The sequence below is a fragment of the Bacillus sp. JH7 genome (assembly GCF_001563515.1).
GTDB classification, from domain to species: domain Bacteria; phylum Bacillota; class Bacilli; order Bacillales; family Bacillaceae_G; genus Bacillus_A; species Bacillus_A cereus.
This window is the reverse complement of the sequence record NZ_LPUS01000001.1, coordinates 2,235,516-2,247,666: the sequence shown is the minus strand read 5'-3', so window position 1 is coordinate 2,247,666 and position 12,151 is coordinate 2,235,516. Positions and strand designations below refer to the sequence as shown.

The following is a 12,151-nucleotide window of genomic DNA, read 5'->3' as shown; positions in this document are numbered from 1 at the left end:
ATTAAACAAAGTAGTTATATGATAGAAAGAGAGATTAGTATGATTCCTTTAGAAATTAAATATAAAAAGGCGATTATCTTCAAATCGCCTTTTAGGTAATGCCGTGTAATTTTATTCAGTTATTTGAAATATAGTTTCATTCGGTTTGGAAAATCCATACAGTTTCCTTGCGAATTTTAAAATTTCTTCTTCACTACTTGTTAAAGCCTTGACATCCTTGTTAAGGGAATGACCATCCTTCTTTACAGAAGATAATTTTTGTTGTTCCGTATTAAGTGTGATTTGTTTTTCTTTAATCATTTCTTGTTGGTTATTCAGAGAATATTGAAGGACAAAAATTATAGGTAATATAAAAGCCAAAGTAGTTATAATACGGCGTCTTGTTTTTTTTATACTACCTTGTTGGGTATTAGGATTCACTTGCTGTGAGGGTATATTAGGATTTGATTGGTGTGATGATACTTTTGGGATGTTTCCCATTAAAATGCCTCCATTACTGATTGTCGAATTTAAACCGTTTAATAGTATTATAAATGTTCAATAAGGATTTTAGAAGATATTTTAATATAGGTGAGTTTTGTAAAGTTTAAACAAAATCTTTATTTAAATAAAAGAAACCCCGCTTGTCTCTGGGGTTTCTGAAGGCAATGAAAGTACTCGACTAATTAAAGATTCCATGAATTTTTTGCTGAAAATACTGGTGAATTCGTCTGAAGTAATGAGGGCATCTAAAGCTTTATACGTACGTGAAGTAATTAAAAATCGATTTATAAGAGTTAGCTTGTTTTTTCTTAATAGCCCACCTAATCAGTAAATACATATGTCTGTTGAAATCTTTACGTGTTCATTGATAAAAAGCTGATTATATTCAGTCAGCTTTTTGTATAATACATTCTAGTATTTATCGGTTCCAAAAGACATATTCTTTCCTTTAAGTTGGCATCGAAAATATTACCAATTTTTCCTTTTACAATGGCAACAAATAAAGAAACATTTACAACGACACTTATTTCGTTTAGAACTCCAATCATCATCACGATGACACTTTTCTTTAGATTTCCACCAATCATCATTACAATGTTTTTCCTGAGAACTCCAATCGTCATCACAATGACACTTTTCTTTAGATTTCCACCAATCATCATTACAATGCTTTTTCTGAGAACTCCAATTATCATCACAATGATGTTTTTCTTTAGATTTCCACCAATCATCACAACAATGCTTTTTCTGAGAACTCCAGCAATCATTTTTCCAGGACATTTATTTCTACCTCCTTTCAATAGTGTTCATATTATTCTATGTTTTAATAAAAAAATTGCTTGTTTATTAACCTACTATTTTATCTTTATATGATAGAGTGTCTTCTACTCGATATAGAATTCATACAAACTATGCTAATTTTTAAGAGAAAGTGGAGAGAACTACTACTAGTTATGGTATTTTTCAATAAACACTTGTTGAAGAAAATGTTCTGATTACAAATAATATCTTATTTTCGAGTACGCTTTTTAAATGTATATTTCACAATGAAAAATGGGAAATCCACAAATAAAGTCTATGTATATGTGAGTTAATGGGAAAATCTAGTGTGTTTTTAAGGGGCGTCTTATTTAAAAGAAAAAAGGTTTGTTTTAGAAAGTGGTGTCTAAACATTAAATGGAGTAGGACTAAATTCACGGCCGCTCATTAAAAAGCTTTTAATTAGGAGAAGTCTGTTTTTATAATGAATAATGAAAAGAAAGTTTGGTACAATTGTTTGTTTTTTTCTTTTTATGTGTTTGCCTCGTACCCTTTTAAGCTAGTGGACATACTTTACTAATAGAAAGGATTAGGGGGTGAGGTATTGGGTTCTCGATTTAATAATTGTAAAAAGAAGTGTACATGTAAACAAGATGATTGTTGGGAAGTATTCGAAGAGTGTAAAAAAGAACAGCATGAGAAATGTGATAATTCTTGTGTACAAGGAATTAGAGATGAACTTAAGAAATTAATTAATCGAACAGTTCAAATTAATACAGAGGGACGTACTTATGTAGGTACTGTTTCGTCTGTAAGTTGTGATGTAGTTAGGCTTGCGGCTATTCCTGGATCGGTTGGAGTAATTATTTCCATTTGCAAAATTGAAGCAATTTTCCCACCGGTTACAACGGTTACTGCTGACTTTGATTTTAATGGTATTGATGTAGCAAACAAAGCATAATTATGCTGCTTTTTTGTAAAGCCATTCACATGAATGGCTTTATTTTAATTTTATATAAAAGGAGAATATATTCTTTATATAGAAATAAGTTTGAGGTTATAAAGCATGATGTACGAAAGGAGCAAGGAAGTGATTAAACTAGAAAGCTTTAAGAAATCTGATTTTAAACAATTAATAAATTGGATTAATTCCGAAGAATTTCTAATACAATGGTCAGGAAATGCATTCACATTTCCTTTAGACGAACAGCAATTAGAGAAGTATATAGAAAGTGCAAATACACTCGCTTTCAAAGTAGTAGATGAAGAGACTTCAGACGTTATTGGACATATTTCGCTTGGGCAAATAGATAATATTAATAAGTCCGCTAGAATTGGAAAAGTATTAGTTGGTAATACGAAGATGAGAGGACGTTCTATAGGAAAACATATGATGAAAGCAGTACTTCATATTGCTTTTGACGAATTAAAACTACATAGAGTAACTCTTGGTGTGTATGATTTTAATACATCGGCCATTTCATGTTACGAAAAAATAGGGTTTGTAAAAGAAGGCTTATTAAGAGAGTCAAAAAGAGTAGGAGAAACGTATTGGAATTTATGGGAAATGAGTATGTTAGAATATGAATGGAAGAAGTAGCAACGATAGTAATTTATAATTATATTATGTTAACAAAGGGGTTTGGTGGGTATAGTGGATAATAAAACAAAAATAATTTCAATTGCAGCTGTTTCGGGGGGAGGTAAAACTACAATTACAGAAAGATTAAAGCATAAGTTTAAAAACTCAAAAGCTCTATATTTTGATAGTTACACATTTGATAAATCTCCTGCTGATATTTGTAAATGGATTGATGATGGGGCGAATTACGACGAGTGGGTATTAACACCATTAATTCATGATATTGAGCAACTTATACAAAATAATACCTTAGACTATATTATTGTAGATTATCCTTTTGCATACTTAAATAGTGAGATGCGAAAATTCATTGATGTAACTATATTTATTGATACGCCTTTAGATATTGCGATGGCTAGAAGGATTTTGCGAGATTTTAAGGAAGGTACAATAGATGAAATACATAATGATTTGGAACATTACATGACATATGCGAGAAAAGCTTATTTAGAGGCAATTCATACTGTTAAGCCGAATTCAGATATCATATTGGATGGTTCTTTATCTGTAAGTGAAATAATTAATCACGCTGTAGAGGAACTTGGCCGAAGAGAAGTGATTGTCAATGGTTAAATGTATAGAGGAATATATACAAGTTGCTGATTTTAAAATGTATACGAAAATATTCCAAGGAAAGAAGCAGCAGCCTGTTATTATATTGGAATCAGGCTATGGTGATTATTCGAAGGCATGGAATCAAACTGCTGAAGAACTGACGGAATATGGTACGGTACTTACATACGATCGGGCTGGATTAGGCAAAAGCGGGAAGAGTTCCAAGAAACGTATTAGTTCTGAAATGGTAAAAGATTTGAGAACATGCTTAAATCTTTTACAACTGAAGCCACCTTATATTTTTGTAGGACATTCTTTTGGTGGTATAAATGCACGTTTATTTACTGATTTTTATCCTGAAGATATGTTGGGAATAGTTTTGGTTGATTCGACACCAGAAAATTATAAAGAAGCATTTTTGCCAATCATGTCTCCAGAATTTCAAGAAGCTTACTATAAACAATTTGTACATGAAAGTTCTTATGAAGAGTTTATGTTTAGTCTGGGTGAAGCAGATAAATATTGTCAGTCGACGAGAGATATTCCACTCGTCGTGTTAGCTGCTGGTAAAAAAGCTTTTTATTCGCAAGATGCACAAATAAAATGGTTACAATTGCAAGAAGAATTATTAAAATTATCAAACAAAAATAAACTAATAATTGCAGAACAAAGTGGTCATTATATTCAAAAAGATGAGCCACATTATATAACAGATGCTGTTAGGTGGATAATTGAAGTAAGAGAGAGATAAATGTGTACACTTTATTTCAATATAATTGGCAAGTAAGAGATGATTGGTTTAAGTGGTGTGAACAACTTTCAGAGGAAGATTTACTTTGCAAACTGGTGGTATTTTAGAAACATTATTTCATATTGTAGATGTAGAGTATAGTTGGATTAGTGCTCTTCAAGGATAAGAAGATAGAGAACAGCAATTTAAAGATTATCAATCGATTCAAAAAGTGAAAGCGTTATTTAATTTATATAAACGAGAACTTGAAGTTTTTTTGCAGTCATAATTATCTAGCCTAGAATGCTAGCACACTTAAAATAAGCCGTATAAAAAGTTAATCATTGTGTGCTTTGATTATATAATGTCGGCGAAATAAATAGTGTGAAGGACAGCTATCTTAACAAGTGTTTCATGTAACGTTCATATACTTTAATTTTTTATAATTAATTAAATTTGAATTTTGTTTGTTGTTAAGAAAAGGTGAGAAGAAAATAAAAAAAGAGGGCTAATGCCCTCTTTTTCTTTTAATTTGGTAATTAATCACAGATTGGTATCCCAAGCACTCTTAGAGCTAATGCTACTTGAAGGGAAATCTCTAATCTAGCAATTTCAATACCAGCTACTGAAAGAACTAAAAAAGGTTGTCCGTTTACAAATACAACGCAACTATCCATAGTTAAACCTCCTTTCTAGTAATTTACTATAGTATATGAGTAGAACTTTAAAATGTAATAGTTCAATTGTTGGATTTAATAGAATTAATAGATTAACCCATTTAAACTAAACAAACGAACACAACGAAAGGAAACAGAGATGGATGTATGCCTCAAAAAACATAGGTTTTAAGACATGTAATGGGATATGAAATTCATCATATTGGTCAGCTGTCTGTATGGGCGAGGAAGTTAAACTTGCAACCAGTTTCAGCAAATTTGAAGAGGATGATAGAATTAAAAACCGACTTGCATCTTAAGCGCAAGTCGGTTTTATATATATAAGAAGATTTCTTAATTGAAATCCTCGGATTTTTTCTGACGTATATGTAAAAACATTAAGGTGGTAATGATTAAAAAAATCATTATAGTTTGTATAATTAAATTTTTAAACTGAAGCAATATTGTCCAAGATGTAAGGGCGTCTTTAAAAGCTTGGAGTGCAGAGTACGAGGAAGGATCAAAACCATACTGTAGCAACTTTTTTGTTTCAATAAATGAAATGTTTTCTTCATCTGCATCTAATATTACTGAAATTAGTCTAGTATCTCCAAGTTTTGCTGTACTGACAAAACTATAATTACCGTTAGTTGAAAAACTAGTTTGTAAGCCATCAACACCTTGAAGTTTAATGTTTTCATTAAGGGAATATATCATTTTATTCGTATTGAAAACCTGGGAATCTTTGAAGGTAAATTGGTAAGAGGTTAGTTTCGTAATATTCAATACATCTGGAAAATCTTTTACTAATTTTGCTGCTAGTTTAGCTGCGTCTATCGCTGTTGTAGTTGATTGTTTATCTGTATCATTATTAATTCCAGTAGAGTTTAGAAATGGAGATGGTTGTAATAACTTTAGTTCTTTTGCTTTTTTATTCATTAATACTGTAAAGTTATCTTCATTTCCAGCAATGTGTTCTGCTAGAGCGAGTGCAGAACGATTATTCCCTGCCAGTAGCAATGCATGAAGTAAATCACGAACCGTTGTTTTATCATTCGATGTTACTTGTATAGGGCTTGTTTCTACTCGGAAAACTTCGTTACTTATTTGTACTAAGTCATCTAACTGTATTTTTCTATCATTTAGTTGCTCCAATACGATATATTCTGTCATTAATTTAGATAAAGCAGCTGATTGTACCGGAGTTTCTTCATTTTTTTTATAAACAATTTCACCTGAATTAGCATTTATTAAAATAGCTGATTTAGCTTGAATAATCGGACCATTTACATAAAGATAAAAATATAAAACGATAAGTGCGGTAATAAAAAAAGATAATAATAAAATAGCGAATTTCTTTAAGAATTGCATAAGCGATCCTCCTATTATGACATCAATACTAGTATTGTAAAAAGGAATGCTTAATTAGGAAGAAAGAAAAGGTAAAGAATTTCTAAAGAATTATAAAGGATTATTAAATTTTGGGTATTAATGGAAAAAAGTTCAATTTCTTATATGATAAGAAATTGAACTTTTTATTTATAATATTAACATTTGTATGGGAGTAGTTTTACAGTGAATGTTGTTTTTTCATCATCACTATATACTTCAATTGTTCCTTTATGCAATTCGACTATACTTTTTGCAATAGCTAATCCAAGTCCAGATCCACCAGTGTTTGTAGAGCGAGATTTCTCAACGCGATAAAAACGTTCAAAAATATGAGGTAAATCCGTACTAGGAATAGGTTGTCCGTAATTTGTTATATCAATTGTAATCATATTATTGCTTTCATAAGCAGTAAGGTCAATATAGCGACCTTCGCTTCCATAAGCGATAGCGTTTATAATAAGATTTTCAAACACACGCACTAATTTTTCACCATCAGCTAATACCATGAGCTTTTGAGATGGGAAAGAAGGTCGACATTCTATATTTGCTTCTTGAAATTGTATACGGAATTGAACAGTTAATTGCCCAAGTAACTCTACTATGTCAATAGGGACAGAATACAAGCTTAACTCTTTATTTTGAACACGTGTATATTCGAACAAGTCATTCATTAATGCATTAAGACGAGTTACTTTATCGTAAATGACTTGAATATAGTATCGCAATTCTACTTCATCTCTATAATTATCATGATGGATTAAATTTACGTATCCAACTATAGAAGTAAGGGGAGTGCGTAAGTCATGTGATACATTTGTAATAAGTTCACTTTTTGCTTGTTCCGCTTGTCTTTCTTCATCAATGGAGACTTTTAATTGTTCAACAATTTCATTGACCCCGATTGCTAATTCTTCTAGATAATTATGATTTACAATAGAAACTTTATGATTGAAGTTTCCATTTGCAATATAACGAATTTCTTCTATCATTTTTTTAATACAAGTTTCATAGTAAAGTTTTTTCTCGTGACGATAAAAAATGTAAAGATAGGATGAAAAAATAGAAAATAAAAACAAATAAGATACAATCATCATCCATAACGATTCTTTAATCCCTTTATACTTTTCATAACCAAAAATTCGAATGAATTCTTTACCGAGTTCAGTTAGAGTAAGTGAACTCTCAATTACACTCGTAACGAGGCGATAAATAATTAATTCAGTAATAGGCGTGAGTGTGATAGCTAATAAGAGCCAAAAAATAAGTTTCCATTTAGGGATATCTTTTAATATATCAAATGCTTCATTTCTCAATTTTATAGCCAACTCCCCAAACAGTGTGAATAAATTTTTCTCCATTTATTACTGTTTCAAGTTTATCCCGTAAGTTGCTAATATGGACCATTACAGTCTTATTTGAACCGTAACCATCTTCATTCCAAACGCGTTCAAAAATTTCTTCTGAACTAAATACTCTTCCTGTATTACTTGCAAGCAAATATAAAATATCGAATTCAATAGAGGTTAGTTTAATATACTCTCCATTTACTTTAACAGTATGATTATGTTTGTGTATTTCAACAGAGCGAATACGAATAATACCATCTTCATTCTTTTGCGAAGTAGCGTTTTGGAAAGATGATCTTCGTAATAAAGCTTTCACTCTTGCTACTAATTCTAATGGATTGAATGGCTTGATCATATAATCATCGGCACCTGTCATAAGACCTAATATTTTATCCATATCTTCTGCTTTTGCACTAAGCATTAGAATTGGTACAGTATTATTTTCACGCACTTCCTGACAAACTTCTAAACCGTTTCGTTTTGGCATCATAATATCCAAAATCATAAGGTCAACTTCATATGTAGAAACCTTTTGCAATGCTTCATCGCCATCATAAGCTTTATAAATGTTATAGCCTTCATTTCGCAAATAAACAGCAAGTAATTCAACAATTTCTTTATCATCATCAATAATTAATATGTTTTTATTCATTGTGTAGTTCCTTTCCTTACAAATCATCAACATTACTATAATATCAAACATTTATGTACTTGTAGCGATGATTCTGTATAAAATTTCATGTAACGTATTAAAAAGGAGTAAAAAGATTAATAACGAATATAAAATAACGAGGATATTTAGATCCTACATTATAATGAAAGTTAGTTATAAGGGGGATTTTCTATGTTATGTAATGATATATATTCATTTACTCCAACTGGAAAAATAGAAAATGATATTAAAGCTTTTCTACTAAAATATAATAAAGAGTTTACATATAAACATTCAATTCGTGTGGCAAATGAGGCAAAAAAGATTGCAGAAAAGTTTCACGTAGATAAAGAAAAAGCAGCAATTGCAGGATATTTACATGATATTAGTGGCATTTTTCCGAACGAGGAGCGGATTGCAGTTGCTGAAGAATTTGGTGTAGAAATAGTGGAAGCAGAAAGAAAGTTTCCTATGATCATTCATCAAAAACTATCGAGAGTAATCGCAAAAGAAATATTTAAAGTAGAAGATGAAGAGATTTTAAATGCAATTTGTTGCCACACAACGTTGCGTAAACATGCAACGAAGATGGATTTAGTATTATTTGTTGCAGATAAAATAGAATGGGATCAAAAAGGGACACCACCATATTTAATAGAAATAAAAAAAGGATTGGAAAAATCTTTGGAAAAAGCAGCTTTTGTATATATTTCATATTTGTGGGAAAGGAAAGATACATTGAAAGTTATACATCCATGGCTAGAAGAAGCATACTGGGATTTAAAAGGAATTGTACAGTAGAAAGGACAAGGAAATGCAATTAAAAGAATATGTGAATCAAACATTTCCAGGAGTTACATTAGTACCCTACTTATATTCTTAGTGGGAAAATCATTTACATTTTGATTTTGGAAAAGATAAATATCAAATTGTAGAAGGAACCGACGATTTAAATATGGAATACTTTTCTCAACTATATACATATAATAAATTCTTATTTGAAGATATATTTTCAAAAGAAGATGTAGTGTTTGTAGTGACAAATGTTTATAGATTTAAAAAGGAAAACATAAAAACTCCACAGAAAATAAATGTATACAATAAATATATTAAGAAAAGAGATTTAAGATTTCATATAAGACAAGAAACGTTACCGTTTCTATTTGAAGATGAAGAAGCAGATTTATATTGTACATATCAATTTTCTTTAAAATGTCTTGCGGAAGGTATTAAGTATAAATTGCTTATACAAGCTGCTAATTATGAGGATTTCTCTGCTCTGTATCCTCGATTTGGACGAAAAAAAGAAATTTCTTATCCAAATGTATTTCTCATAAATGCAACGAAAGATATTATCATGTTTATGTATGATGATAGAGGAAGTGAAGTAATTGGGAAGAATAAAGAAATAATACGAGATTTATATAAGAAATATAAAGAATGGATTCTAGATTATGAATGAGAAAGTATAGATAACTCATTTAAATGACAATAGGGGAAGTGAAGCGTGTAATGAAACGTATTGCAATTGTCTCTGCATGGGAACCAGAACTGACGTATTTGCATCAACATTATCCAAGTGGACGTGTTGAAAAAAGAGCAGCTTGGGAATTTCATTTTCATACTATTAATGAGCTGGAAATTATATCAGTTGTTACTGGTGTCGGTAAAGTAAGCTGCGCTAGTTGTGTACAATTGTTAATTAGTGAGTTTCAGCCAGATGAGCTGTTTATGACAGGAATATGCGGAAGTTTATCAAACAAGGTGAAAAACGGTCATATTGTAGTCGCACTAAACGCAATACAACATGATGTTACTGCTGCTGGTTCAGGAGAAGATGTTTTTAATTTATATAACGGTAGAACAGCACCTATTGAAACAACAAAATCACTTGTAAGAAGAATAAAAAAAATACGATCGTATGATCCGATACATTTCGGTACATTTTTATCAGGAGATCAACGTATTCGTAGTTCAGAAATGAGATATTTACTCCATACCGTATATGGAGCATTGGCAGTTGATCAAGAAGTAGCAGCTTTCGCCTATGTATGCCAAATAAATAAAAAACCATTTCTCTGTTTAAAAGCTGCTTCAGATCAAGCAAATGATAAAACGAAAGAAGAACAAAAAATCTTTAAAATGCTAGCATGTGAAAGAGCATGTGAGCATTTAATTGCTTTTTTACGTGTTTATGAGGTTAATGTAGTAAATAATAGATAGTTTGTTATAAAACAAATCAATAGTGAGTTATATGTAGGGAAATGTCCGCTCATTTCAAATTAAGAGCTGAAATTTATAATAGATGGAATATATTATATGGGTACACGTTGAGTTTAATATAAGCAGTTGGAGGGCAATTTTATATGATTCAATATAAAAGGTGTAGTGAAGTAAATATTGATTTAGTATATGAAGCTTTTAAAGATGGATTTTCAGATTACATTATTAAGATGGAGGTTTCAAAAGAGGATTTTATACAACGTTTTTTGGGACCAGAAGGTAATTTGCTAGAACATTCTTTTCTTGCTTTAGAAGAAGGCAAATCTGTTGGCGTAATACTAGGTGGCATAAAGGATTATGAAAGTATAAAGACTATGCGCTGCGGAACATTAGCGGTTCATCCTAATTACCGCGGTATTGGTGTGAGTCAAAAATTATTTGAACTGCATAAAGAAGAGGCGATTCAACATGGATGTAAGCAACTTTTTCTCGAAGTCATTGTAGGAAACGACCGAGCGATTCATTTTTATAATAAGTTGGGCTATGAAAAAGTGTACGATCTTTCTTATTATAATTTAAATGATTTGACTAAAATAATGAATAAAGATTGTAAGGATATTGAAGTAAAACAATTAGAATTTCCAACTTTTAAAGATGAAATTCAGAAATGGTTAAACTTCCATATAAATTGGCAAAATGATATTGATTATATCGAACAAACAAATAATGTATTTTATGGTGCATATGTCGATAATGACTTAAAAGGCTCTCTATGTGTAAATGAACAAGGTAAAATTAGTTTTATTTTCGTAGACAAAAATTATAGAAATATTGGTGTTGGGATGAAATTATTACAAGTAGCAAGAGAAGAATTACATTTATCAAGTTTATCAATTGGGTTTCCTAACAATAATTTATTGGAGGGTTTTTTAAAGAAATGTGGATTTGAAAAGAATTCTTTAGCGCAATATGAAATGTATTTATTACTCTAAGAGCGGAAAGATTTATTCTTTTCGTTTTTTATTTTGCTGTTATGTTGGTAAATGCTCCGCAACTATAATTTATAATGAGAGGGATTTTGTTTATCCTTAAGTTATTTTTTTAATTGTCAATTTTATGCTAATAATTTTCTTTGTATAATATTCTAATTTTATGTAGAATAGATACGATGGGAGGGGATGAAATGAATAATGGATTAAAGTTTAAGATTTTTGAATTGCATTGTCTCGTTCAAAAGACTTATTCTGATATTAAAATAGCATGTGATATTGCTATTTATCAAGAAAACACTTCTAAATATTTAATTTCATTAGGATTTTTAAATAAATCATATATGACTTATATAGAAGCAAAAAGATTCTATCGCGAAAATGAAGAGCTTGTAAGTGTAGAATTTGATAATTTTTTTGATATGTATGATAAATTAGAAAATGAATTAAAACAAGTTATTTCAACTGAAGATAAAAATCCTTCATCGCTACATAACAGATTTGATCAGTTTCAGCAGAAAGTTGAAAATATAAATGACCTAATAAAAGTATTGCAAAATGCTCGTTAATGAATGCTTTTTTCTTTTTTGTATAGAAATTATGTATTAAAAACATTTTAGCGATATTATATATTGAAGAGGTGGCTTTTGTAGATTACAAAAGTCATCTTTTTATGTTAGGAATAGATTGTATACATTTTAGCAGTTTCATATAAATAATAGAA

Annotated in this window: 14 protein-coding genes and 3 pseudogenes; 11 read left to right on the top strand and 6 right to left on the bottom strand. The window is 30.3% G+C overall.

Translation table 11 applies throughout. The features are described from left to right. Positions 1-111 precede the first annotated feature (111 nt). Positions 112-480 carry a septum formation initiator family protein gene (locus AU379_RS11375; RefSeq protein WP_000526886.1) on the bottom strand — a complete coding sequence of 123 codons (369 nt, stop codon included), beginning with the start codon at positions 478-480 and terminating at the stop codon, positions 112-114. Positions 481-872: 392 nt separating this feature from the next. Continuing rightward, the gene (locus tag AU379_RS11370; RefSeq protein WP_170925778.1) at positions 873-1,283 is read right to left on the bottom strand and encodes a hypothetical protein; all 411 of its coding nucleotides are present in this window, start codon (positions 1,281-1,283) and stop codon (positions 873-875) included. A gap of 563 nt (positions 1,284-1,846) precedes the next feature. Between AU379_RS11370 and AU379_RS11365 the strand changes: the two genes are divergently transcribed. The 5 genes and pseudogenes from AU379_RS11365 to AU379_RS30565 form a co-directional block, all read left to right on the top strand. Then, entirely contained in the window at positions 1,847-2,203 is a 357-nt protein-coding gene (locus tag AU379_RS11365; protein ID WP_000535577.1) for a hypothetical protein, read from the top strand. 105 nt (positions 2,204-2,308) lie between these two features. After that, the gene (locus tag AU379_RS11360; RefSeq protein WP_000990082.1) at positions 2,309-2,842 is read left to right on the top strand and encodes a GNAT family protein; all 534 of its coding nucleotides are present in this window, start codon (positions 2,309-2,311) and stop codon (positions 2,840-2,842) included. A gap of 54 nt (positions 2,843-2,896) precedes the next feature. Then, on the top strand, positions 2,897-3,457 hold the full coding sequence (locus tag AU379_RS11355; RefSeq protein ID WP_002061416.1) for an AAA family ATPase: 561 nt from the start codon (positions 2,897-2,899) through the stop codon (positions 3,455-3,457). Beyond that, the gene (locus AU379_RS11350) at positions 3,450-4,190 is read left to right on the top strand and encodes an alpha/beta fold hydrolase (RefSeq protein ID WP_061139273.1); all 741 of its coding nucleotides are present in this window, start codon (positions 3,450-3,452) and stop codon (positions 4,188-4,190) included. The genes AU379_RS11355 and AU379_RS11350 overlap by 8 nt, the downstream gene beginning before the upstream one ends. Positions 4,191-4,192: 2 nt before the next feature. After that, a pseudogene (locus AU379_RS30565) lies at positions 4,193-4,455 on the top strand (DinB family protein); the annotation flags it as partial. 253 nt (positions 4,456-4,708) lie between these two features. Here AU379_RS30565 and AU379_RS28990 read toward each other — a convergent pair. After that, the gene (locus AU379_RS28990) at positions 4,709-4,846 is read right to left on the bottom strand and encodes a DUF3956 domain-containing protein (protein ID WP_000376554.1); all 138 of its coding nucleotides are present in this window, start codon (positions 4,844-4,846) and stop codon (positions 4,709-4,711) included. 165 nt (positions 4,847-5,011) lie between these two features. Between AU379_RS28990 and AU379_RS30265 the strand changes: the two are divergent. Beyond that, a pseudogene (locus tag AU379_RS30265) lies at positions 5,012-5,170 on the top strand (DinB family protein); the annotation flags it as partial. A gap of 9 nt (positions 5,171-5,179) precedes the next feature. Here the strand turns inward: AU379_RS30265 and AU379_RS11340 are convergent. From AU379_RS11340 to AU379_RS11330, 3 genes are all read right to left on the bottom strand, one after another. Then, positions 5,180-6,196 (bottom strand): D-alanyl-D-alanine carboxypeptidase family protein, encoded by a 1,017-nt coding sequence (locus tag AU379_RS11340; RefSeq protein ID WP_001160052.1) that lies wholly within the window; start codon positions 6,194-6,196, stop codon positions 5,180-5,182. A 176-nt stretch (positions 6,197-6,372) separates the two neighbouring features. Next, positions 6,373-7,530 (bottom strand): HAMP domain-containing sensor histidine kinase, encoded by a 1,158-nt coding sequence (locus AU379_RS11335; RefSeq protein ID WP_001243309.1) that lies wholly within the window; start codon positions 7,528-7,530, stop codon positions 6,373-6,375. Next, on the bottom strand, positions 7,520-8,215 hold the full coding sequence (locus tag AU379_RS11330; protein WP_001038807.1) for a response regulator transcription factor: 696 nt from the start codon (positions 8,213-8,215) through the stop codon (positions 7,520-7,522). The genes AU379_RS11335 and AU379_RS11330 overlap by 11 nt, the downstream gene beginning before the upstream one ends. Before the next feature lie 192 nt (positions 8,216-8,407). Between AU379_RS11330 and yqeK the strand changes: the two genes are divergently transcribed. The 5 genes and pseudogenes from yqeK to AU379_RS11305 all read left to right on the top strand — a co-directional run bounded on the left by yqeK (position 8,408) and on the right by AU379_RS11305 (position 11,996). Then, positions 8,408-9,016: a bis(5'-nucleosyl)-tetraphosphatase (symmetrical) YqeK gene (gene yqeK / locus AU379_RS11325; RefSeq protein ID WP_000882443.1), complete on the top strand. Its 609-nt coding sequence runs from the start codon at positions 8,408-8,410 to the stop codon at positions 9,014-9,016. A gap of 13 nt (positions 9,017-9,029) precedes the next feature. Next, positions 9,030-9,677 (top strand): annotated as a pseudogene (locus tag AU379_RS11320) (DUF3885 domain-containing protein). Positions 9,678-9,700: 23 nt separating this feature from the next. Further along, positions 9,701-10,438 carry an S-adenosylhomocysteine nucleosidase gene (locus AU379_RS11315; protein WP_061139272.1) on the top strand — a complete coding sequence of 246 codons (738 nt, stop codon included), beginning with the start codon at positions 9,701-9,703 and terminating at the stop codon, positions 10,436-10,438. 143 nt (positions 10,439-10,581) lie between these two features. After that, positions 10,582-11,430, top strand: a complete 849-nt coding sequence (locus AU379_RS11310; RefSeq protein ID WP_061139271.1) for a GNAT family N-acetyltransferase — start codon at positions 10,582-10,584, stop codon at positions 11,428-11,430. Positions 11,431-11,621: 191 nt separating this feature from the next. Then, positions 11,622-11,996 (top strand): hypothetical protein, encoded by a 375-nt coding sequence (locus AU379_RS11305; protein ID WP_001059023.1) that lies wholly within the window; start codon positions 11,622-11,624, stop codon positions 11,994-11,996. The last annotated feature ends 155 nt before the right edge of the window (positions 11,997-12,151 follow it).